Origin of the sequence: Myxococcus guangdongensis, assembly GCF_024198255.1 — a bacterium.
GTDB lineage: Bacteria > Myxococcota > Myxococcia > Myxococcales > Myxococcaceae > Myxococcus > Myxococcus guangdongensis.
Genome location: NZ_JAJVKW010000009.1, coordinates 210,253 through 232,527 on the forward strand (window position 1 = coordinate 210,253; position 22,275 = coordinate 232,527).

The 22,275-nt window shown below is 69.0% G+C and carries 23 protein-coding genes; 11 read left to right on the plus strand and 12 right to left on the minus strand.

Annotated elements, in window-relative coordinates; genetic code table 11:
- The 3 genes from LXT21_RS26765 to LXT21_RS26775 form a co-directional block, all read right to left on the minus strand.
- Positions 1-927, minus strand: a complete 927-nt coding sequence (locus LXT21_RS26765) for a metal ABC transporter substrate-binding protein (RefSeq protein ID WP_254041030.1) — start codon at positions 925-927, stop codon at positions 1-3.
- A 25-nt stretch (positions 928-952) separates the two neighbouring features.
- Positions 953-2,323: a zinc-regulated TonB-dependent outer membrane receptor gene (locus tag LXT21_RS26770; protein ID WP_254041031.1), complete on the minus strand. Its 1,371-nt coding sequence runs from the start codon at positions 2,321-2,323 to the stop codon at positions 953-955.
- 81 nt (positions 2,324-2,404) lie between these two features.
- Positions 2,405-2,830, minus strand: coding sequence for a hypothetical protein (locus tag LXT21_RS26775; RefSeq protein ID WP_254041032.1), 426 nt, complete (start codon positions 2,828-2,830; stop codon positions 2,405-2,407).
- Positions 2,831-2,971: 141 nt separating this feature from the next.
- On the opposite strand from LXT21_RS26775, the gene LXT21_RS26780 reads away from it, so the two are divergent.
- The 6 genes from LXT21_RS26780 to LXT21_RS26805 all read left to right on the plus strand — a co-directional run bounded on the left by LXT21_RS26780 (position 2,972) and on the right by LXT21_RS26805 (position 9,120).
- Complete coding sequence (locus LXT21_RS26780; RefSeq protein WP_254041033.1) at positions 2,972-3,316, plus strand: Rieske (2Fe-2S) protein; 345 nt, start codon at positions 2,972-2,974, stop codon at positions 3,314-3,316.
- Positions 3,317-3,422: 106 nt separating this feature from the next.
- A complete protein-coding gene (folE, locus tag LXT21_RS26785; protein ID WP_256572033.1) occupies positions 3,423-3,980 on the plus strand; it encodes a GTP cyclohydrolase I in 558 nt (185 codons plus the stop codon).
- Positions 3,977-5,401: an FAD-binding oxidoreductase gene (locus LXT21_RS26790; protein ID WP_254041035.1), complete on the plus strand. Its 1,425-nt coding sequence runs from the start codon at positions 3,977-3,979 to the stop codon at positions 5,399-5,401. The genes folE and LXT21_RS26790 overlap by 4 nt, the downstream gene beginning before the upstream one ends.
- 226 nt (positions 5,402-5,627) lie before the next feature.
- Positions 5,628-6,365 (plus strand): sigma-70 family RNA polymerase sigma factor, encoded by a 738-nt coding sequence (locus LXT21_RS26795; protein ID WP_254041036.1) that lies wholly within the window; start codon positions 5,628-5,630, stop codon positions 6,363-6,365.
- Positions 6,366-6,514: 149 nt separating this feature from the next.
- Positions 6,515-7,255 carry a tetratricopeptide repeat protein gene (locus tag LXT21_RS26800; RefSeq protein ID WP_254041037.1) on the plus strand — a complete coding sequence of 247 codons (741 nt, stop codon included), beginning with the start codon at positions 6,515-6,517 and terminating at the stop codon, positions 7,253-7,255.
- Entirely contained in the window at positions 7,252-9,120 is a 1,869-nt protein-coding gene (locus LXT21_RS26805; RefSeq protein ID WP_254041038.1) for an AMP-dependent synthetase/ligase, read from the plus strand. Before LXT21_RS26800 ends, LXT21_RS26805 begins: the two co-directional genes overlap by 4 nt.
- Positions 9,121-9,254: 134 nt before the next feature.
- On the opposite strand, the gene tatA is transcribed toward LXT21_RS26805, so the two are convergent.
- On the minus strand, positions 9,255-9,479 hold the full coding sequence (gene tatA, locus LXT21_RS26810; protein ID WP_407667033.1) for a twin-arginine translocase TatA/TatE family subunit: 225 nt from the start codon (positions 9,477-9,479) through the stop codon (positions 9,255-9,257).
- A gap of 88 nt (positions 9,480-9,567) precedes the next feature.
- Complete coding sequence (locus LXT21_RS26815) at positions 9,568-10,572, minus strand: sensor histidine kinase (protein WP_254041039.1); 1,005 nt, start codon at positions 10,570-10,572, stop codon at positions 9,568-9,570.
- 221 nt (positions 10,573-10,793) lie between these two features.
- Here LXT21_RS26815 and LXT21_RS26820 point away from each other — a divergent pair, with 221 nt between their 5' ends.
- From LXT21_RS26820 to LXT21_RS26830, 3 genes are all read left to right on the plus strand, one after another.
- Positions 10,794-11,165: a response regulator gene (locus LXT21_RS26820; RefSeq protein ID WP_254041040.1), complete on the plus strand. Its 372-nt coding sequence runs from the start codon at positions 10,794-10,796 to the stop codon at positions 11,163-11,165.
- Positions 11,166-11,263: 98 nt separating this feature from the next.
- The gene (locus LXT21_RS26825) at positions 11,264-11,593 is read left to right on the plus strand and encodes an SCP2 sterol-binding domain-containing protein (RefSeq protein WP_254041041.1); all 330 of its coding nucleotides are present in this window, start codon (positions 11,264-11,266) and stop codon (positions 11,591-11,593) included.
- 96 nt (positions 11,594-11,689) lie between these two features.
- On the plus strand, positions 11,690-12,859 hold the full coding sequence (locus LXT21_RS26830; RefSeq protein WP_254041042.1) for a CaiB/BaiF CoA transferase family protein: 1,170 nt from the start codon (positions 11,690-11,692) through the stop codon (positions 12,857-12,859).
- Here LXT21_RS26830 and LXT21_RS26835 read toward each other — a convergent pair.
- The 4 genes from LXT21_RS26835 to LXT21_RS26850 are packed head-to-tail and all read right to left on the minus strand — an operon-like array spanning position 12,825 to position 18,855.
- The gene (locus LXT21_RS26835; RefSeq protein ID WP_254041043.1) at positions 12,825-14,000 is read right to left on the minus strand and encodes a hypothetical protein; all 1,176 of its coding nucleotides are present in this window, start codon (positions 13,998-14,000) and stop codon (positions 12,825-12,827) included. The genes LXT21_RS26830 and LXT21_RS26835 overlap by 35 nt on opposite strands.
- Before the next feature lies 1 nt (position 14,001).
- On the minus strand, positions 14,002-14,571 hold the full coding sequence (locus tag LXT21_RS26840; RefSeq protein WP_254041044.1) for a MarR family winged helix-turn-helix transcriptional regulator: 570 nt from the start codon (positions 14,569-14,571) through the stop codon (positions 14,002-14,004).
- Positions 14,571-17,717, minus strand: a complete 3,147-nt coding sequence (locus LXT21_RS26845; protein ID WP_254041045.1) for an efflux RND transporter permease subunit — start codon at positions 17,715-17,717, stop codon at positions 14,571-14,573. Before LXT21_RS26845 ends, LXT21_RS26840 begins: the two co-directional genes overlap by 1 nt.
- A 40-nt stretch (positions 17,718-17,757) precedes the next feature.
- Entirely contained in the window at positions 17,758-18,855 is a 1,098-nt protein-coding gene (locus tag LXT21_RS26850; RefSeq protein WP_407667035.1) for an efflux RND transporter periplasmic adaptor subunit, read from the minus strand.
- A 337-nt stretch (positions 18,856-19,192) separates the two neighbouring features.
- Here LXT21_RS26850 and LXT21_RS26855 point away from each other — a divergent pair, with 337 nt between their 5' ends.
- Positions 19,193-20,332 carry an acyl-CoA dehydrogenase family protein gene (locus LXT21_RS26855; protein ID WP_254041046.1) on the plus strand — a complete coding sequence of 380 codons (1,140 nt, stop codon included), beginning with the start codon at positions 19,193-19,195 and terminating at the stop codon, positions 20,330-20,332.
- A 58-nt stretch (positions 20,333-20,390) separates the two neighbouring features.
- Here LXT21_RS26855 and LXT21_RS26860 read toward each other — a convergent pair whose 3' ends face one another.
- The 3 genes from LXT21_RS26860 to LXT21_RS26870 all read right to left on the minus strand — a co-directional run bounded on the left by LXT21_RS26860 (position 20,391) and on the right by LXT21_RS26870 (position 21,533).
- A complete protein-coding gene (locus tag LXT21_RS26860) occupies positions 20,391-20,696 on the minus strand; it encodes a hypothetical protein (protein ID WP_254041047.1) in 306 nt (101 codons plus the stop codon).
- 47 nt (positions 20,697-20,743) lie between these two features.
- Positions 20,744-21,031, minus strand: coding sequence for a hypothetical protein (locus LXT21_RS26865; protein ID WP_046713217.1), 288 nt, complete (start codon positions 21,029-21,031; stop codon positions 20,744-20,746).
- 61 nt (positions 21,032-21,092) lie between these two features.
- Positions 21,093-21,533 (minus strand): hypothetical protein, encoded by a 441-nt coding sequence (locus tag LXT21_RS26870; protein ID WP_254041048.1) that lies wholly within the window; start codon positions 21,531-21,533, stop codon positions 21,093-21,095.
- Between the two features lie 52 nt (positions 21,534-21,585).
- On the opposite strand from LXT21_RS26870, the gene LXT21_RS26875 reads away from it, so the two are divergent.
- Positions 21,586-22,233, plus strand: coding sequence for an RlmE family RNA methyltransferase (locus LXT21_RS26875; protein ID WP_254041049.1), 648 nt, complete (start codon positions 21,586-21,588; stop codon positions 22,231-22,233).
- Positions 22,234-22,275 lie beyond the last annotated feature (42 nt).

A 22,275-nucleotide genomic window follows, 5' to 3' on the forward strand; every position in this document is an offset into this window, starting at 1 on the left:
TCAGCCCCCCTTCCCGGCGTTGAGGCCCTTCTCCAGGTTGCCCACCATCTCGTTGATGTGCTGGAGGTACGTCTCGCCCGCGCGGAAGTCCGTGCCGCCGTGGAGGATGACGAGCGGCGCCGGAATCATGTTGGCGAGCATCTTCGCCTCGCGGTCGTTGTAGTAGCTCTCGATGAGCACCATGCGCGCCTTGCGCTGACGCGCGAGCACCAGCACCCCGGCCACATGCGACGGGTTGGGTGGGATGCCCGGCTTGGGCTCCAGGAACGCGATGGGGTCGAAGCCGAGCCAGTCCGCCAGGTACGCCGTCGTCCGGTGGAAGGCGACCACGGGCGCGCCTTTCAGGCCCGCCAGCCGCTTCTCCCACTCCACGCGCGCCGCATCCAGGTCCGCCGTCAGCTTCGCGGCGTTCGCGCGGTAGGTGGCCGCGTTCTTGGAATCGAGCTGGGCCAGTCGCTCGGCGATGCCGCGCGCGACGGCCGCGCCCTGCCTCGGGTCATAGAGGTAATGCGGGTTGCCGCCGGGGTGCACGTCACCCTCGCTGCGGTCCACCTTGGTGGGAGGCACCTCGAGCAGCCGCACGAACTGCGAGGCGTTGAGGAAGCCCGGGCTGCCCTGCTGGATGCGCGGGTTGCGCGAGCCGGTCTGGAGGTTCGGCAGCCAGCCCACCTCCAGGTCGAGTCCCACGCAGACGAGCAGGTCCGCGTTGCGCAGCGCGAGCGCGAGGCTGGGCTTGGCGTCCACGCGGTGCGGGTCCTGCGTCCCGAGCGCCATGGACTGCACCTTGACCAGGTCTCCGCCCACCGCCTTGGTCAGCGCGGCGAGGTCGGGCAGGGTGGTGACGACATTGAGGGCCGCGAGCGCGGGCGCGGCGGCGAGCACACAGAGGGCGGCGCACAGGGCCGCGACGAATCGAAGAGAACGCATGGGGAAGGGCTCCCGTGAAAGAGGTTCAGAACGCATGGGCGCCATGGGCACCCGTGACCAGTTCGAGGGCGAGGAAGGCCGAGTAGTCCGCCTGGTCGCGCCACCGTGCGTTGTCGCGCGCGGCCTGGAAGCGAAGGCGGGAGAACTCGGTGGGCCAGAAGGTGAGGTTCACCGAGACGCGGTCGCGACTCTTCGTCCACTCCGGGTCCAACGGGTCCACGGCCACCTGGCCGTCCTCACCCTTGGCCGCGGTCCCCAACTCGTAGCGCGCGGCGGTGGCCCACCGCTGCGAGAAGCGCCACGCGAGCTGGGCGTAGGAGTTGAAGTCCGTCAGCACGTCGCCGGGCACCTGCCGTCGTCGGTAGAGAGCCTCCACCTGCAGCGACACCAGCGTGTTGCTCGCCTCGGTAATCGGGCGATAGCGCAGGTACAGGTCCGTGCCGAAGATGTCCGTGCGGTTGCGGTAGCCGGTGGGGTTGGGGCCCGTGGCGCCGGACAGTCCCCACATGAAGGACAGGTCGTCCGACAGCGGGAAGAACTGCTTCACCACGCCCGTGGCCTGCAGGTCCAACGGCGACAGCACCCGGTCGCCCGAGGACGACAGGAAGCTGCGCGCGGTGGCCTCGCCGGTGGCGTCGGTGAGGCTGCCCGTCACCTCGACGTACCAGGGCAGCGGGGTGAGCCACGACAGCTCCACGCCCAGGCCGCGGTTGCCTTCGCCGCCGAAGACGCGGCTCATCGCGAAGGGCTGGTCCACGAAGTCCCACGCGTGCGGGTGCGTGGCGTTGAGCCGACCGAAGCGGGTGAGGAACTGGCCCGCGCGCACCTGCAGGCTCGCGGGCAGCGCCAGCGTGGTGCCGTAGGCCTCCTCGATTTCGACGCCGAACTGGCTGTAGACGATGTTCGCGTCGAAGCGGAAGTACGGGTCCACCACCGAGCCGATGGACAGCTCCAACTGTTGCAGGTTGAACCCGTTGCGCGAGGGGTCGTGCGCGCCGCGCTGCAGTGGCTCCTTGGACGTGAAGGCCGCCGCGGCCATGTCCAGGATGAAGCTCATGTCCAGGAAGTTGGTGCCGCTGGTCGCTCCAGGGATGGACAGCGGCAAGCCCCCGCCGGGCGTGGCGTCCGGCGCGGCGGAGGTGCTGGCGGGCACGCCCTGCTGCGTGTTGCCACCGAAGGCCTTCTCGATTTCGGCCATCTCCTCCGGCGTGAGGCCGGCGGGGAGGTCGGAGGCAGGGCCCGCGTCGGGCTCGGCGGTGGGCGCATCCGACGCGGGCACGCCGGCGTCGGGAGAGGGTGGGGGAAGGTCCTGTGCCGCGGCCGTGGCCGTGGACAGAAGGACGGAGAGGGAGACGGCGACGAGCGCGCCGTGAGGACGACGTGGAACGGATGACACCGGTGATGCTCCTCGAACGGGACGCACGCGTGCGCGTGGCGCCCCACAGCACAAGACCTGCAAGCTCACTGCGGACGCGACTCAGGCGTGCGCGGGTGGCGAGGACTTGGGCGCGATGTCGAGGACGGAGAGGGGAGGGGTGACGCGGGGCGGCGCGGTGGCGGGACGGCTCACCGCGAGCCGCGCGAGGACCCATGAGGACGGGGCGACGAACCACAGCTCGTCGCGCGAACCCGACGTCAGGACCGGGCACGTCTCGTGGGTGGGGCGGGTGGAGTCGGCCCCCAGGGGAGGAACGGCGGACAGCTGCGCCAGCTTCTCCGGGGCGAGCCGCGCCTGGATGGCGCCGGTGCCCTTGGCCGTCTCCTCGAAGGTCTGGTGCTCGGGACAGAACCGGTGCGCGTGCGCGTCCCGGGCGTGGAGCAGCGTCCCCAGCGGCTGCAACGCCCACAGCACGACCAACAGCGTCGCGGTGCCGCGGGCGAAGGTATGGGCGCGCTGGGTCATCGGCCGGAAAGGGGGAGGCCCGGGTGCTCTACTGACGGCCCCCGGGAGAGTCAAGACAGGCTAGCACGGTGGTGGGACGCATACTCGGGTCACCGCATTCATGGGGGGCCCTGGTGGGACAAGGGAATGGGAGACACCTGGATGGATGAAGGACAACCGGACGGACGCTTCATTCCGGTGGCGCGGCTCACCGCGTTGGACGCACGCGGTCGTGCCCTGGTCCAGGTGGGCGACACCCGGGTGGTCCTGGTGCGCGTGGACGGGCAGGTGCACGCGCTGGAGGACACCTGTCCCCACCGGGGGGGCTCGCTCCACGAAGGGGACCTGGAGGGGACGCTGCTGCACTGTCCCCTGCACGCCTGGCCGTTCGATGTCCGCACGGGGCTGTGTCCGTTGCGGCCGGGGACGAAGGTTCGCATCTACGACGTGCTCGTGCGAGGTGAGGAGATCCTCATCGCCGCATCGGATAGGGTGCCCGGCCGTTGAGCGCCCGCACCCCCGCAGGAGTGTCTGCCCCGTGAGCTCGTCCAAAGTCCGTCCCCGCGGAGTCCCTGCCTCCAGGTCCTTCGCCAGCGTGCCAGACCCCGCCGCCATGGCGAGCGCGGTGGAGGCCTTCCTCCGGGCCGCCGGCCTGCCGATGGAGGACGAGAACCTGGTGGACACGCCCAAGCGCGTGGCCGACGCCTGGAGTCGCGAGTTCCTGGACGGCTATGGCCAGACGCCCGGCGAGGTGCTGGGCAAGACGTTCTCCGCGCCTCGTGGCTCGTCGCGTGAGCTGGTGGTGGTGACGGGCCTGCGCTTCCATTCCATGTGTCCGCACCACCTGTTGCCGGTGACGGGCGTGGCGCATGTCGCGTACGTGCCGGGCAAGCACGTGGCGGGCTTCGGTGGCCTGTCCGCGCTGGTGGATTGCTTCGCGCACCGGCTCATCCTCCAGGAGGACCTGGCGCGCGAGGTCGCGGGCTCGCTGGCGCGTGAGCTGGGCAGCCCCGCCACCGCGTGCATCATCGAGGCGGAGCAGGCGTGCCTGCGCATGCGCGGTCCGCAGCAGCGCGACGCCATCACCCACGCGGAGGCCTATGAAGGAGAGCTGCGCCGCGACGGTGCGCTGCGACGCGAGCTGTGGGCGCGACTGGGGGCGCGGCGATGAGTGACGTGTCCGCGCGGCCGGGCCGCGTGGAGCCCGAGCGGGTGGAGCGCGTGTGCGAGGCGCTCTCGCGAGTGCTGTCCCCCGGGCAACTGAAGCGCGACGAGGCCACGCTCGCCGCCTACGCGCGGGACGAGTCGGACAGCGGCGTCTTCCCTCCGGACGTCGTCGTGTTCCCCGAGGACGCCGCGCAGGTGTCCGCCATCTTCAAGGCGTGCGTGGCGCACGCAGTCCCCTACACGCCGTGTGGCGCGCGCACCGGCAAGAGCGGTGGCTCGCTGCCCCTGTGCGGCGGCGTGGCGGTGAGCCTGGAGCGCATGAACCGCATCCGCGCCATCTCCGTGGAGGACCTCACCGCGGTGGTGGAGCCCGGCGTGGTGACGGGCGACCTGATGAAGGCCGTGGAGGCGGTGGGGCTCTTCTATCCACCCGACCCCAACTCGTGGGAGTCGTGCACGCTGGGCGGCAACGTCGCGGAGAACGCGGGCGGCCCCCGCGCGCTGAAGTACGGCGTCACGCGCGACTACGTCATCGGTCTGGAGTGGGTGCTTCCGGACGGTGAGGTCATCAAGGTGGGGCGGCGCACCATCAAGGGTGTGGCCGGCTACGACCTGGTGGGCCTCTTCGTCGGCTCCGAGGGCACGCTGGGCGTGGCCACCGAAATCACCCTCCAGCTCATCCCGCTCCCGCGAAAGGTGCTGACGGCCCTGGTCGTCTTTCCGTCCGTGCTGGACGCGGCTCGCGCGGTGTCGGCCGTGCTGGCGGCGGGGCTGTTGCCCCGGTGTCTGGAACTCATCGACGACGTGGCCCTGCGCGCGGTGGATGGACGAGGCTTCCAGTTCCCACCCGGCGCGGGCGCGGCCGTCATCGCCGAGGTCGATGGCCACGGCGCGGAAGGTTTGTTCGAGGAGTTGTCGCGCCTCGGTGACATCTGCGCACAGCAGGGAGCCAGTCAAACACTCGTCGCGCAGGATGATTCCCAACGCGAGAAACTCTGGGCCGTGCGTCGGGTCATCTCCCCCGCGCTGCGCGCGCTGAAGCCTCGAAAGGTCTCCGAGGACATCGTCGTCCCGCGTTCGAAAATCCCCGAAATCATCGAGCGGCTGAAGGCGATGGGCGCGGAGCTGGGCCTCACGGTGGCCACGTATGGCCATGCGGGCGATGGAAACCTCCACGCCAACATCCTCTATGAAGGCCCGCATCAACGCCCGCTGGTGGACGAAGCGCTGCGCCGCATGTTGGTGATGACGGTGGAGCTGGGCGGGACGATCACAGGCGAGCATGGTGTGGGCCTCGCGAAGCGGGAATTTCTCGCGCTCGAACAGCAGCCCGCGCTGCTGGAATTGCAGCGGCGGCTCAAGGCCTTCTTCGACCCATCAGGGCTGCTCAATCCCGAGAAAATCTTCCCCACGCTCAAACGTTGAAGAGTGTGTGGCCGCGTCGCGGTCATCGCCGTGGGAGTCGGTGCTTCTCGACCTTGCAAGTCAGCGGAAGCGCAAGCCTTGCGTCCGCGTGAGGACGAAGTTCGACAGTCGAAACGACTTTCGGCGATGGAATGAGAAACCCTTTCGCTCGTTGGGCGTCCTAGAGACAGGTGGACGCGAGTCGGCGGGGACGACGCGTCCGGCATCGAACGGAGGACGGGAAATCATGGCCAACTCGACGAAGTTTGCGGCGGAGGGCCTGTCGCAATACCTGCGTCAGCTGGGGGGACACCAGCAACTGACTCGCGAGCAGGAGTACGAGCTGGCTCGGCGCGCTCGCAAGGGCGACGAGTCGGCGAGGCAGACGCTCGCCACCTCCAACCTGGCTTTCGTTGTCGCCGTCGCGAAGAAGTTCGCCAATCGCGGCGCTCGCCTGGATGACCTCGTCCAGGAAGGCAACGTCGGCCTGATGAAGGCAATCGAGCATTTCGATCCGAAGAAGAACGTGCGCTTCGCGACGTACGCGGTGTGGTGGATTCGCGCCTACATCACCCGCTATCTGAAGGACAACCGCAGCCAGGTGCGCGGCGGCGAGGCCGAGCGGGGCAGCATGGTGGACTTCTCGCTCGACGCCTCCATCGACGAGGAGGGCGAGACGACCTTCCTGGACCGCCTGGAGGACAACGGACCGTCGCCTCAGGACGTGTTCCTGTCCCACGAGCAGGACACCGAAATCCAGGACGCGCTCACCAAGGTGCGCAAGCGCATCGGCGACCTGGGCTGGGACATCCTCACGGAGCGGCTGACGCAGGACAAGCCGCTGACGCTCGAGGAGCTGGGGCAGCGCTGGGGCGTGTCGCGTGAGCGCGTGCGCCAGGTGGAGCTCAAGACGAAGACGTTCCTCGAGCGCTACCTCTCGGCGTTCAACGAGAACGAGGAGCAGGCCCTGCTGGACGTGGCCTGAGCCACTCGCTTCCCCACCTGGGGAGGCGCTCGAATGGGGCGGGACTGGCGGGGTCTTCTACCCTTGCTGGACCCGCCCCTTCTCTTTGGTGGAAAAGTCGGCCCGGGTCGTTTGCGTGCAACCGAGCGTGCGTGCTAAGCCCACCCGCCATGCGCTTGATTTTATTCGCCTTGTGCTCGCTCGTGGCGCTTTCGGCACGGGCGGCGGAGCCGGAGTTGCTCGCTCGGCTGGACGCCCTGCATGAGCGACGTGGTGAGGCGGAGGGGAGCAAGGCGCTGGAGGCCGAGCTGAAGGCGGCGCTCTCCACGACGCCGGACGACTTCGAGCTGGTGTGGCGTCAGGCGCGGCAGCTCCAGTGGCAGGCGGACGGGGCCGCGAGCGAGAAGCTCAAGAAGGTGCTCGGGCGGCAGACGTGGGACGTGGCGGAGAAGGCCGTCAAGCTGGCCCCCAACCGCGTGGAAGGCCACTACTTCGCGGCGGCGGGGATCGGCGCCTACTCTCAAGCGGTGGGGGTGATGAAGGCGCTGGGCGAGGGCCTGGAAGGCAAGTTCAACGAGCGGCTCGACGCGGCCATCAAGCTGGACTCCGGCTTCTATGGCGCCGCGCCGCTCCTGGCCAAGGGGCGCTACTACTACGAGCTGCCCTGGCCGAAGCGGGATCTCAAGAAGTCGGCCGAGTTCTACGACAAGGCCATTCAGCAGCACCCGGAGATGTTGCGCGCGTATTACTTCCTGGCCGAGACGCTCCTTAGAGACGACAAGGCGAAGCAGGCGCGTGACGCCATCCAGAAGGTGAAGCAGGGCAGCGTCGCGTACGACCCTCCGGAGGGACGGCGCATCCAGGAGTGGGCGAAGAAGGTCGAAGCCGACATCGAGGAGGAGCTCAAGTGAGAGCAGAGAATCAGGTAGGACCTTCGGCTTCGGCGGCCGGAGCGCAGGAGGGAAACCTGGTCCAGTTGCTGATCCAGCGCGCACAGAACGCCTCCAAGGCGGGTGTGACGCACAAGAAGGACGGCCGCTGGCAGGACGTGAGTTTCGGGCAGGTGCTGGACGACGTGAAGGCGTTGTCCGCGGGCCTGGTGGCGCAGGGCGTGAAGCCCGGAGACCGGGTGGCGCTGTTCGCGAACACCAGCCTCATGTGGATCATCGCGGACCTGGCGATCACCGCGGCGCAGGCCATCACCGTCCCCATCTATTCGTCCAACCTTCCGGACGAGTTCCGCTACGTCATCAAGCACTCGGAGACGTCCTTCGTCTTCGTGGACAATGACGAGAAGGATGCCAAGCAGGCGGGCCGGCTGACGCGCGTGCGGCAGAAGCTGGCCGAGTGCCCCACCGTCCAGAAGGTCATCGTCTTCGAGGGCGCGGTGGCGGGCGGCCAGGAGGTCGCGCTGGCGGACGTCATGGCCCAGGGGCGCGAGGCGCACCAGGCCAACCCGGCCTCCTTCGAGGAGCGGGTGGCCTCGGTGAAGTCCGAGGACACCAACTGTCTCATCTACACCTCGGGCACCACGGGTGACCCGAAGGGCGCCATCCTCACGCACGGCAACTGGACGTACCAGGCGCACGCGGTGCAGGCCATCGGGATGATGGAGCCCAGCGACGCGGTCATGCTGTTCCTGCCGCTGGCGCACGTGTTCGCGCAGGTGGTGAAGGCGGCGTGGCTGTCCATGGGCTTCCGGCTCATCATCGCGGAGTCGGTGGACAAGCTGATGGCGAACATCGTGGAGACGCGTCCCACGGTGCTGCCGTCGGTGCCGCGCGTGTTCGAGAAGGTCTACAACACGGTGGTGTCCAACGGCACGTCGGCCCCGGGCCTCAAGGGTCGCATGGCGCGCTGGGCCTTCAAGCTGTTCGACGAGTACGTCGACGCCAAGCAGCAGGGCCGCGAGTACGACGGCCTGGCGTTCACCCTGGCCAAGAAGCTGGTGTTCACCAAGGTGCGCGGCACCCTGGACGAGAAGCTGGGCGGCAACATGCGCCTGTTCGTCTCCGGCGGCGCGCCGCTGTCGCGCAAGATCGGCTACTTCTTCGACCTGCTCGGCTTCAAGGTGGTGGAGGGCTACGGCCTGACGGAGACGGCCGCGCCCACCAACGCGAACCGCCCGAACAAGATCAAGATCGGCTCCGTGGGCCCCGCCATGCCGGGCACCGAGGTGAAGATCGCCGCTGACGGCGAGGTGCTCGCCCGTGGCCCCTGCATCATGAAGGGCTACTACAAGAACGACACGGCCACGGCCGAGGTCCTGGAGGCGGACGGCTGGTTCCACACCGGCGACATCGGTGAGCTGGATTCGGACGGCTACCTGCGCATCACGGACCGCAAGAAGGACATCATCGTCACCGCGGGCGGCAAGAACGTGGCGCCTCAGAACATCGAGAACACGCTCAAGACGTTCCCCATCCTCAGCCAGGCCATGGTGTACGGCGACAAGCGCCCGTACCTGGTGGCGCTCATCACCGTGGGCGAGGAGACGGCGAAGAAGCTGCTCGAGGAGAAGGGCGCCCCGGTGGGCACCTACGCGGAGAACGCGAAGCGCCCCGAGGTCCACGCGGCCGTGAAGGCGGTGCTGGACAAGGTGAACGCGGACTCGCCGCCGTACGCGACCATCAAGCGCTTCACCATCATGTCCGCCGACTTCACCCAGGAGTCCGGTGAGCTGACGCCCACCCTCAAGGTGAAGCGCAAGGTGTGCAGCCAGAAGTACAAGGCGCAGATCGACGCCATGTACGACAACGTGGCCGTCGTCGAGTAGCGCGCCTCGGCCGCTCGCCCCCGGTGCGGTCGACCGGGGGCCCGGCTGACAGGTGGAAACGTCAACGCCCGCTCGGCCCCTCGAGAAGGGGTGGAGCGGGCGTCGTGCTTCAAGGGCCCTTCAGGAAGCGGGGCTCAGGCGTGGCTGCTGGGGGACGAGGACTTCACGTCCTTGTCCGCGTTGCCGCCGCTGGCCAGGTTGCCGCCCTTCTTGTCGCCGCCGGGCGTCCCCGCGTCGTCCTCGCCGCCGAAGCCGCGCTTGAAGTTGCGAATCGCGCTGCCCAGGGACGAGCCGAGCTGCGGCAGCCGCGTGGCTCCAAAGAGGAGCAGCAGCACAAACAGGATGAGAAGAAGTTCCATCGGCTTCAGCCCCAGCATCACGGCTCCTTCGTGAAAACGGGCGGAGCATACCGGGGGGCGACGTCGACCGCCAGCAAGAGCGGCGGTGTCATGCCTGGAGGGCCGCTGGCTCTGCGAGCACGGCGCCCGGCACCGCCGTCAGGGTGATGAAGAGGGAGCTGCCGGACGGATCCGTCTCCACCCCCACGCTCCCCCCGTGCGCCTCCACCTCCTGGCGGGCCAGGTAGATGCGCAGCGGATCCTCCAGCTTCTTCTCCCGGAAGGCCCGCTCCTCGCGCCGGAACACGACGGAGGCGTCCTCGTCCGACAGCGGCACCCCTTCGCGGCGCACCTCCACCCGCACCCGAGGGGCGCCGGGGTGGATGCGCAGGTGGATGACCTCCCCGGCCTGAGCGCGGGAGAGCTGGTAGAGGATGAAGGCCTCCAGCGCGTGCTGGATGCGGGCGCCGTCCACGCTCACCTCGGGCTGGGGCTCGCTCGGGTCCAGGTCCAACACGAGCGCCACGTTGGCGGCGGTGGCCGCCGCGCGCTGGCGCTCCATGGCCGCGTCGAGCAGGGGCAGGAGCGACTGGCGCTCCGGCTCGCAGGCGAGCGAGCCCAGGTCGGCGCGGCTGGAGTCGAAGAAGTCCTGCGAGAAGGACAGCGAGCGGTCCGCGTTGCGCAGGATGGTCTCCAGCCCGCGCTGCACCTTGGGCTCCAGCGGCGAGCGTCCGTTGAGCAGCAGCGCGGCATAGGAGCGGATGTTGGCCAGTGAGCCGCGCAGGTCATGGGACGCCATGCCCAGGTAGCGCACCCGCCGGCGGTTGTCGGCCTCGTCCCAGGCCACGGGGAAGGTCCACCACAGCTGGCCTCCGTCGCCCAGGGGCTCCTCTCCGGCGAGCAGGACGCGGTCGTCGTCCTTCTCCCAGAGGCGGGCGTCCCCGGCGCGGCGCTGGAAGCCCGCGGCGCCCAGGAGCGCGTCCAGGGAGCTCACGTCGGCGGGCAGCTCCTGGAGGCCCAGATGCTCGAGGAGCAGGCTGCCCAGCAGGCGTGGCGGCCCCTGCGTGGGGACGAGGACGAGGCCAGGCGCTTCCGCCGTGCTGCCAGCTCCCATCTCCCCTGGGCTCCTCACGTTTTCCACCTCCCGTCCAGCAGGTCACGGAAAGGGTGGGGCGTGACTGTCGGTTTTGCAACGTGCACCCCCGCCGCGTGCGGGGAGCGCGTTTTTGTTGCGCCGCCGGGTGGGAGGATGGTGGAAGAATCCCCAGCGTCGCACCGAGGGAGACTGCCCTGACTCCGCCTAACACACAGCCTGATGGTGCCCCTGTCGTCCTCGTGGTGGATGACGACCCGGACATCCTCGAAGCCCTCTCCGAAATCCTCGAAGCCGAGGGCTTCGTCATCCGCCGAGCGCGCAACGGCAAGGAGGCCCTGGAGCGCCTCGAGCCGGAGCCCCCCCACCTCATCCTGCTGGATTTGATGATGCCGGTGATGGACGGGTGGGAGTTCGCCCAGCGCATGCGCCAGAAGCCGCCGGCCATCGCGAACATCCCCCTCATCGTCCTCAGCGCGGACCGCAACGTGGGCAGCAAGGCCGCGGACATCGGCGCGGTGGGGCACCTGGCCAAACCGTTCGAGCTCAATGATCTGCTCAGCATGGTGCGCCGCTCACTGCCCTCGTCGGTGGTGAACACGACCAGCGCGTGATGAACACGGCGCATCTGATGCCTTGACCTACCCGGGGGGCGACATTACGGTCCCCCCGTCTTGATTCTCCAATCAACGACCAGGCCAAGGAGCGAGCCATGACGACCGCGAAGGAAATCATCGAGACCGAGATTCCGCAGAAGCTCACGGCGAAGCCGGAGCTGGCGAAGGAGGTCAACGCCATCATCCACTTCGACGTCTCCGGTGACGGTGGCGGGAAGTGGACGCTGGACCTGACCAAGGATGCGGGCTGGGTCAGCGCGGGCCACGAGGGTGCGTCGAAGATGACCATCCTGGTGAGCAACGACGACTTCGTGAAGATCAAGAACAAGACGCTCAACCCCCAGATGGCGGCCATGCAGGGCAAGCTGAAGTTCAAGCCCATGGACATGGGCCTCGCGATGAAGCTCGCGAAGATTCTGGGGTAGTGGTCGTTTGAGTGAGTCACGTGCGGCGCGCCCCCGTCCTTGGGAGCGCGCCGCGTGTCGTTTCGGGCCCCCCGAGCACCTCCAGGAGAGACTCCCATGTCGACGTTGCCGCTGAAGGGTTTGCGCGTGCTGGACTTGTCGCGCCTGTTGCCCGGTCCCTACGCCACGCTGGTGCTGGCGGACCTGGGCGCCACGGTGGTGAAGGTGGAGGAGCCGGAGGGCGGCGACTACGTCCGGGCGATGCCTCCGTCGCGGGACGACGTGGGGGCGTTGTTCTACGGGCTCAACCGGAACAAGCGCTCGTTGACGTTGAACCTCAAGACGCCCGAGGGGCGCGAGGCGCTCAAGAGGCTGGCGCGCACGCACGACGTGCTGGTGGAGAGCTTCCGTCCGGGTGTCATGGACAAGCTGGGCGTGGGGGAGGCGGTGCTGCGCGCGGAGAACCCCCGGCTCGTCTTCTGCTCCATCTCCGGGTACGGGCAGACGGGGCCGGACCGGCTGAAGGCGGGGCATGACCTGAACTACATCGCCCGTGCGGGCCTCCTGGGCTACGGCGGCGAGGCGGGTGGGGCGCCGGCGTTCCCGGGCGTGCAGATGGGCGACATCGGCGGCGGGAGTCTCTTCGCGCTGGTGGGCATCCTGGCCGCGCTGTACGAGCGCGAGCGCACGGGGCAGGGGCGCTTCGTGGACGTGTCGATGACGGACGGGTCCACGGCGTTCCTGCACATGCACCTGGCGGCGCGGCTCTTCATGGGCGAGCAGGGCGCGCCCCTGGAGCGCGGGCGCGAGGCGCTCAACGGCGGGTATGCGTGCTACGGCCTGTACCGCACGGCGGATGACCGGTGGCTGGCGGTGGGCGCGCTGGAGCCGAAGTTCTTCTCGGGCGTTTGTGAGCGGCTGGAGCGGCCGGACCTGATGGAGGACGCGTATGCGCCAGGGGAGGCGGGGGCGCGGGTGAAGGCGGAGCTGACGAAGTTGTTCGCGTCGAAGCCGCTGGCGCACTGGGCGGAGAAGTTCGCGGGCTCGGACCTGTGCGTGGAGCCGGTGGCGGAAGGGGACGACGTGCTGAAGGACGCGCAGCTGCGGGCTCGTGGGCTCTTCGTCGAGGCGGAGGACTCCCGATTGGGCAAGGTGACGCACCTGCTGACGCCGCTGCGCATGGGGCCCACGCCGCTGCGCGAGCCGCCCGCGCTGGGCCAGCACTCGCGCGAGGTGCTCGCCGAGGCGGGCTTCACCGAGGAGGAGATGGCGCGGCTGGGCGTGTGATGCCTCGGGGGCTCCACAGCGCTTCTCCTCGGGCGGCGTGGCAGGTGTCGCCCACCAGGTCGAGCGCGAGCTGCGGGTCTCGCGCCGCCACCGAGGCAGGGGCCGCGAGCAGGCCCGTCTGGTCCATCCGGCGCACCGTGTTCTCCAGATACCGGCGCGCCCGCTCCACCGTCTGTTGCTGCGCGGGGGTCGGGCGCCAGCCCATGTCTTCCCTCAAGCGCCCGAGGGTCTCCAGCAGGTGCCCCTGGAACTTCAGCATCTGCGCGAGGACGCGCTCGCGCTCCGCGGGCGCCGAGGCCCACGCGGACTCGTACTGCCGCGTCTCCGAGTCCAGCCGATACAGCAGCACGTCCACCTGCGCCGCGAGCCGCTGCCTCCAGGCCTCGCGCACCGACGCGTGGCGCGCCCAGCCGGCCACCGCCTGGAAGTAGTGCAGCCCGCCACAGGGATGCGCGTAGATGCCCTGGCCCCGCTTGGGCACCTCGGGCCTCTTCGCCTTCAGGCCCTCGGCCAGCTCCGCGTTCGCCGCCTCCAGCGCCACGAGTGCGCGGGTCATCACCGCGTCCACACTCACCCGTTGCCCCGTCGAATCTCGAAACGAGTCCCCAGGCCGCGAACTCAGCGAGAGCACCTCCAGCATCCACGCGCTCTCGCTGGACTCCACCTGCGCCATCCGGAAGTCGAGCTTCACGTCCTCCACGAGCTCGCGCAGCGTCACCTCGCCCCATGCCGTCTTGAAGCGCTGTGACAAAGGCAACCCGGACGCAAGCAGCGTCTTCACCTGGAGCGCCGGATGCGGATCCACCGGCGTGCCCTCTGGCGTGAACGGCTCGAAGTAGACGTCCACCCGGCTCGAAGCGGGTTGTTCCCGCCCGGACGCACGGCGCAGGAAGTCCGCCACCACGACCTCCGATGCGAGCCGTCCATCCGCCGCGCGGAACGCACGCCCGTCCAGCGCCATGCCATGCGCGAGCGCCCACGGAGCGCGCGCATCCGAGGCCCACGCACGGCACCGGGACGCCAGCTCACGCGCGAGCGGCGAGGGCTCTGCTCGAGCCACTGGGGTGAAGAGACAGGGGAGGCACGCCAGGAGACGGAGCGCGCGCCGGGCGAAGGTCGCCCCCGACGCGCGCTCGTCCATCCTAGACGGCCTGCTCGGGCGTGGTCCCGAGCCGCTTCAGCACCCGCTCCAGGAGACCGAAGAGGGCCTCCTGGTCATCGGGGGGAAGCAGGTCCAACATCCGCCGCAGCCCCTGGTCCACGCTGCGGCTGATGAGGGTGAAGAGCTTGACGCCCTCCGGGGTGAGCTGCGCGACGACGGCGCGCCGGTCCTCGGCGTCCCTCGTGCGCTCCACCATCTTCATGTCCTCCAGCCGGTCCACCACGCCGGTGATGGTCTTCTTCGTGATTCCGACCCGCTGGGCCAGGACGCCCACGTGCGTGGGGCCGTCGTTGCCCAGCCACATCAGCACGTGGATCTGCGTGGGGGTGAGCTGGTTGCTCTCGCAGATTCCGTGCAGCGGATCCCTCAACGAGCGGTAGCGCCCGAGCTGGATGATGAGGTCGTGCAGCCGCCGCGACGCGGGAGTGGAGGTGTCCTCCTCGGGGGGCGCCTCGTACGAGGTGCTCCCGTCGTCGGGGGTCTCCAGCTCCTCCTCGCCCGCGCCCGTCGGCTGCACGCGGAGGGCCGGTCTGTTGGCCGGCACTCGCATCAGGCCGTCTCCACTCGCGCGGCGGCGGCCACCGCGGGCTTCCCGCTGTGCGGGTCCACGGCGTGCGGCGTGCCGTGGTCCGGAGCGGAGCCCGGGCCCTTCTTGCGCTTGAACTTCTCGGTGAGCTGGTCCAGCAGCGAGTACACCACCGGCACCACGGCCAGCGTCAGCACCGTGGAGGTGATGAGACCGCCGATGATGGTGATGGCCATGGGCGCGCGCGTCTCGGCGCCGTCACCGCGGGCGATCGCCACCGGCACCATGCCGGCGATCATCGCGATGGTGGTCATGAGAATCGGACGCAGACGCACCGGGGCGGCGCCGAGCAGCGCCTCCGTGGCCGTCTTGCCCTCTTCACGAAGCTGCAGCGTGAAGTCCACCAGGAGGATGCCGTTCTTCACCACCAGACCCATGAGCATGATGACGCCGATGAGGGCGAACATGGACATGGCCTGCCCGGTGATGAGCAGCGCGCCGATGGCGCCGATGAAGGCGAAGGGCAAGGACAGCATGATGGTGAACGGGTGGACCAGGCTCTCGAACTGGGCCGCCAGAATCATGTACACGAGGATGATGCCGAGCAGCAGCGCGGAGACGAACGCCGTCACCGCCTTGCCGAGCTCCTTCGCGTTACCCTCGAAGTCGTGGATGACGCCCGCGGGCGCCAGCTCCTGCGCCGTCGTGTTCATGAACGCGATGGCCTCGGAGAGCTGGTAGCCGCTGGCCAGGTTGGCCAGCAGGGTGATCTGCCGCTTCTGCGCCTCGCGGTCGATCTGCACCGGACCGTCGGCCGGGGTGATCTTCGCCAGGTTGCGCAGCTCCACCAGCTGGCCGCTCGGCGAGCGCACCGTGAGCTTGCCCAGCGAGTCCGCGGACGCCAGCGTCGAGGGCGGCAGGCTCAGCTTCACCTCGTACGTCTCGCCCCCCTCGCGGTAGTCCATGAACTTGTCGCGGCCGAGGAAGGCACGCAGCGTGGCGCCGAGCGACGCGGCCGGCACGCCGAGGGCGGCGGCGCGCTCGCGGTCCACCTCCACGTCGTACTGCGGCTTGCCCGAGCGGTACGTGGAGTCGACGTCCACCAGGCCCGGGTTCTTGGCCATGGCCGCCTTCACCTTGTCGGCGGTCTCGATGAGCTGCTGCCAGTTGTCGCCGCGCAGGTTGAACTGCACCGCCTGCGTCCGCGAGCCGCCACCGGCCACCGGCGAGATGTCCTGCACCGCGAGGTGGATGCCGGGGGGCGCCTTGATGTTCTGGCGCAGGTACGTCTTCAGCTCGCTCTGCGTGTAGCCGCGCAGCTTCACGTTCACCAGGTTGATGAGAAGCTCGCCCTTGTGCACTTCCTCCTGCACGCCGCCACCGGCGGTGGAGAAGGTGGAGGCGATGCCCGGCAGCGGCCGGATGACGGCGTCGAGCCGGTCCAGCTCCGCCTGCGTCTCCTGCAGCGTCGAGCCGATGGGCAGCTCCACCGTCATCTTGATGTTGCCGTTGTCCTGCTCGGGGATGAACGTGAACTTCAGGAAGCGCGCCATCGCGAAGGTGGCGAACAGCACGCCCACCGCGATGATCAGCGTCAGCGCCCGGCGACGCAGGATGCCGGCCAGCAGGTTGCGGTAGCCGGTCTCCATGCCCACCAGCACCTTCTCCACCTTGGCGGAGAGGCCCGTCGGCTGGCCGTGATGACGAAGCAGGCGCGACGACATCATCGGCGTGAGCGTCATGGACACGGCGTAGGAGATGAGCGTGGCCACCGCCACCGTGACGCCGAACTGGTAGAAGAACTTGCCCATCATGCCGTCCATGAAGGCCACGGGGATGAACACCGCCACGATGGCCAGCGTCACCGCGAGCACCGCGACGGCGATCTGCCCGGCGCCGTCCATGGCCGCCTGCATGGGGGACTTACCCTCCTCCATGTGACGCACGATGTTCTCGATGACCACGATGGCGTCGTCGATGAGCAGACCGATGGAGAGCGTCAGCGCCAACATGGTGATCATGTTGAAGGTGAAGCCCAGCGCCGCCATCACCGCGAACGTGCCGACGATGGACACCGGCAGCGCGATCGCGGCGACGATGGTCGAGTTCAGGTTGCGCAGGAACACCAGCACGATGAGCACGGCGAGCACACCGCCGAGCACCAGGTCGAACTGCACCGACGCGATGGACGAGCGGATGAACCGCGAATTGTCCGACACCGTCTCGATGAGGATGCCCTCGGGCAGCTGCTTGTTGATGTCCGCCAGCGACTCCTTGATGAGCTCGGCCACCTGCACCGTGTTGGAGCCGGACTGCTTGCGCACGATGAGCGCCACCGCGCTGCGGTCGCCGTTCTTCGCCGCGCCGCGCGCCTCCTCCGGACCGTCCACCACGTCCGCCACGTCACGCACGCGCACCGGCGCGCCGTTGGTGTTGGTGAGGATGATGTTGCGGATGTCGTCCACGCTCTTGGCCTCGGACGTCAGGCGCAGCACGCGCTCACGGCCCGAGTCCATGGTGCGACCACCCGGCATGTCCAGGCTCTGCGCCTTGACCGCCTGGCTCACGTCGCTGATGGCCATGCCGAAGCCGCGCAGGCGGTCCGGGTCCACCACGAGCTGGATTTCACGCTCCCGGCCACCCGTCACGTCGATGCTGCCCACGCCCGGCTGACGCTGCAGCGCCGGCTTGACGAGGTCCTCGGCCGTCCGCGTCAGCTCCTGGATGGGCAGTGCGCCGGACAGCGACAGGGTGACGATGGGCGCCGCGCCGATGTCGAACTTCTCGACGACGGGCGTCTCGATTTCGTTCGGCAGCTTGCTCAGCGTCGCCTGGACGCGATCTCTCACGTCCTGCGCCGCCACGTCGACGGCCGTGTTCAGGGTGAAGCGCACGACGATCTGCGACACGCTCTCCATGTTGATGGAGCGAAGCTGCTCCACGCCGTTGAGCGTGTTGAGCGCCTCTTCCAGCGGATCGCTGACGTTCTTCTCGATGGTCTCCGGGTCGGCGCCGGGCAGCACCGTCGTCACCGTCACGACGGGGAAGTCGACGTCCGGGAACTGGTCCACGCCGATGCGCGGGTATGCGTTGATGCCGAACACGACCACCGCCATCATCAACATGGCGGTGAAGATGGGTCGTGAAATGAATGTCTTGAGCGGGCTCATGGAGCTCCCTTGAAAAGTCTGGAGGGGGGAGGGCGGGACGTCACTGCACCACGCGGACGGCCGTGCCCTCCTTCACGTCCAGGGAGGAGTCGGCGAGCACGCGCTCGTCCGCGCTGAGCCCCTGGAGGACGCGCACGTAGCCGGGGAGCACGCGCTCCACGCGCACGTCGCGCTTGCGCACCGTGCCGTCCTGCACCACCCACACGAAGCCCTCCTGGCCTCGCGCGGAGACGGCCTGCGTCGGCAGGAACAGGCCCTTGTCGTCCGCCTGGTCCGCGACGTTGGAGAAGTCCAGGTCCACCAGCGCGCCGGGGCGCAGCGGGTTGGTCGTGTCACCCACCACGTCCGCCAGCACCTCCACGGTGCGGTTGGTGGCGTCCACCACCGCGCCCACCGTGGCCACCTGCACCTCGAAGCGCATGCCGCTGGGGCTCACCGTGCCGTGCGTCTTCGCGCCCGGCTTGACCTTGTCCACGACGGACTCGGGGACCAGCGCGCGGACCTCCAGGCCCGTGGTGTCCACCAGGGTGAAGACCGCGGTGGGGGGCGTCATGGACACCGAGTCACCCAGGCTCTTGAGCCGGGCCGTGATGACGCCGTCGAACGGGGCGACGATGGACATGTCGCGCAGGTTCTCCTCCGCCATGCGCAGCGCCGCCGTGGCCTGGGCCGCCTGGGCCGCCGCCTGCTTCTGGCCGATCTCCGCCTGATCCAACCCGGCCGCCGCGATGCCACCACCCTCGGCCACCTTGCGGGTGCGCTCCAGGTTGTTCGTCGCCAGCTGCAGCCCGGCCTCGGCGGCCGCCTTCACCGCGCGCGCCTGCTCCACGCCGATGAGGATGTTGGAGGTGTCCAGCACCGCCAGGGCCTGGCCCTTCTTCACCTTGTCGCCCACCTTCACCAGCATCTTCGCGATGGTGCCGCTGGCCTGGGGGCTGAGCGTCGCCTCCTGCTTGGAGCGGACCTGACCGGTGACGCGCGTCACGCTGGCCTCCAGCTCCGTGGCGGGGGCAATCGCCCTCACGCCCATCGCCGCCGGGCCCGTCTGCTGAGGCAGCGTCGGCTGGGCTCCACCCTTGCCGCAGCCCGTCAAAACCACCGCCGCCAGCACCGCGGCCATCCACATGCGTCGAATCACGATCGTCCTGCTCCTGCCGGCTCGCGTGACCTGGACTCCTCCAGGTCGCTGCTCCGGCTTGATGCCATGGAAATTCTGCGCCCCAGAAACTACAGAGACTGAACTGTCTGTCAAGGGGATACTCCGTGATGCGGACTATCTCCTGCCGGGCCTACCTAACACCTGCCTACCGGGCAAGCAGGACTTTCTGCGGGACCTGCCCTGGAGGGCGAGCAGGTTGGCTCACTGCGTCACTCTGCCGGTTGCGTCACGGGTGTTGCCCACCGGACGGGGGTGCGTATTGATTCGCGAATCAATCCCCCGAGGTACCCCGGGATTTCTCCAGGGAGGAGTGTGCATGCCGAACCCGTTCACCGAGGAGCACGAGGCGTTTCGCAGGACGGTGCGAGCCTTCGTCGACAAGGAGATGGCGCCGTACGGGCTGGAGTGGGACCGGGCCGGCATCTTCCCGCGCGAGCTGTTCAAGAAGTGCGCGGAGCTGGGCTTCCTCGGCATCAACCATGATCCACGCTTCGGTGGCAGTGGCCTGGACTACTGGTACGTGACGGCGTTCTGCGAGGAGCTCAGCTACAGCAAGAACGCGGGCGTGAACATGGCGCTGCTGGTGCAGAGCCAGATGGCCACGCCCATCATCAACGAGATCGGCACCGACGAGCAGAAGAAGGAGTTCCTGGAGCCGGCGCTCAAGGGCGAGAAGATCGCCGCGCTGGGCGTGAGCGAGCCGAACTGCGGCTCCGACGTGGCGAGCATCAAGACGACGGCGCGCAGGGACGGCGACGACTACGTCATCAACGGCTCGAAGATGTGGATCACCAACGGCACGCGCGCGGACTTCATCACGCTGGCGGTGCGCACGGGCGAGGCCGGCTACGGCGGCATCTCCCTGGTGACGTTCCCCACGGACGTGAAGGGCTTCGGCGTCTCCAAGAAGCTCGACAAGGTGGGCAACCTGTCCTCGGACACCGCCGTCCTCTACTTCGAGGACTGCCGCATCCCCGCGCGCTACGTGCTGGGCGAGGAGAACGAGGGCTTCTACCACATCATGACGAACTTCCAGGGCGAGCGCCTGGTGGGCGCCATCACCGCGGTGGCCGGCATGGAGCGGATGATGGAGGACGCCATCCAGTACGGCAACGAGCGCGAGGCGTTCGGCCGGCCGCTGATGAAGTTCCAGGTGTGGCGCCACAAGTTCGTGGAGCACCTGACGGCCATCGAGGCGGCGAAGCGGCTGACGTACCACGCGGTGGACCTCTTCGACCGGAAGGAGAATCCGGTGAAGGAGATCTCCATGGCGAAGCTGTTCGCGGGCGACCTGGCCCAGCGCGTGGCCTACGACGCGCAGCAGTTCTACGGCGGCATGGGCTACGTCGAGGAGACGCCCGTCGCTCGCATGTGGCGCGACGTGCGCCTCATCACCATCGGCGGCGGCACCTCCGAGGTGATGAAGGAGATCATCTCCAAGCTCTACGGCTTCTGACGACCGTGAGCGGGCTCGGGCGGACGGGGGGGGCCCGGTCCGCCCGGGCGCTGCTTGCTCAGATGCCGCTCTGCTGCGAGGCGTAGGTGCCGCTCTCCTGCTCCTGCTCGAGCACCTGCGCCGCGGCGCTCCCCGCGGCCGCGGCCCCCGCGCCCTCGGGCGTCGCCGCCTTGTCCTTGGGCGAGCACACGCACCCGGCGGAGCTGCGGATGACGACCACCGCGCCCAGCTCCATGTCCAGGTCCGTGCAGATCTTCGCGCACTCCGTGGCCCGCTCCTTGGGCACGGGGGCGGTGGTGGCGGCGGCCGTGTAGCAGCCAGGGAGCACGAGCAGCGCCAGCAGTCCGATCAGGTTTCGGTTCATCCCGCCCGTCTATCACGGGCCCGGGGCCGGGGCGCTCGGAGGGGCCTTCAGCGCTTCCTGAACAGGGCCTCGGCGGCGCTCATGAGCGCGTCGCGGCTCGCCTTCGCGTGCAGGCCACCCTCGCCAATCTGGAACAGCTCGCAGAAGTTGGCGCCGTCCTTGTCGGAGGGCACCTCGGCGAAGGGCTCCTTGCACTCCTTGGCGAAGCTCGCGTCGTAGTGCCGGCAGTTGCGGCACGAGCGCACGTCCTCGTCACACTTCGGACACGTGTCGCTGCGTCCGACCTGGTTGGCGATGATGTCGAGCGTGTGTCCACAGTGCGCACAGCCGGCCATGACCACCTCCGCGAAAGAGCAGGGGGGACATTGTGCCAGCGCGGCGTGACGGCCGGGAGCCCTACCGTTGGAGGCTGGACACGAGCGCCGGCGTGCGCTCCGAGGGAGCGGGCGAGGGCGGCGCGGAGGGGCGCAGCTCCCCGAGGGCGTCCAGGAGCTGATCATCCAGGCGCTTGAGGAGGAACAGCACGTAGGCGCCCACCAGGGACAGGGCGGCGGCCAGCACGGCCAGCATCATCCCGCGCTCCCACAGGTGCGCCTTCTCCATCACCCCGCGACGCTCGGAGAACGTCTTGAGCTGGGCGGCGGCGGCCTTGTCGTCCAGCCGGTGGGCGTACTCCTGGGCCTGGGCGGTGCCGCGCTCCATCAGCCACTGCCCCTGCACCTGGAGCGCGTGCGCCCGGGTGTAGCAGTAGACCGCCCCGCCCGAGCAGAGCAGGGTGAAGCACAGCGCCAGCGTCAAGCTCCGGGTGCCCATCGCCTCGTCCTCCGGAATCGCCATTGCGCGGGCCTCGACACCCACGACTGCCCCGGCTTCCCGAAGACAGTAGCGGATGGTAGGGAGCCCCCCTGACATGGGCAAGCCCTACCGTCCTAAAGACCACTATTTCCAGAAAGCCAAGCAGGAGGGCCTCCGAGCGAGGTCCGCCTTCAAGGTCGACGAGCTCATCAAACGCTTCCCCATGGTGAAGAAGGGCCATGTGGTGCTGGACCTGGGGGCCGCGCCTGGAGGGTTCCTCCAGATTCTCGCGGACGCGGTGGGCGGCGCGGGGCAGGTGATTGGCGTGGACATCGTCGCCATCCGTCCCTTCACCCAGCGGCACGTGCGCACGGCGGTGCTGGACGTGCTCGCGGACGACTTCGACGCGAAGCTCACCGCGCTGCATGACGGCCTGTTCGACGCGGTCATCTCCGACATGGCGCCCAAGACGAGCGGCATCAAGGCCACCGACGAGGCGCGCAGCCTGCGGCTGGCGGGCAAGGCGCTGGAGCTGGCCCAGAAGCGGGGCCGGCCCGGCTCGTCCTTCGTGGCGAAGGTGTTCATGGGGGGCGACTTCGAGGACTTCCGCGACCAGGTGCGCGCCCTCTTCGAGGAGGTGAAGGTGGTCCGCCCCGAGGCGACGCGCGGCGCCAGCATGGAGGTCTACCTGGTGGGGCTGCGCCGCAAGGCGCCGTCGGAGGGGGCTGCCCCCGCGAGTTGATCCGCATTGTGGAACGGTGGGGCGGCCACCTGTGTCTAGAGT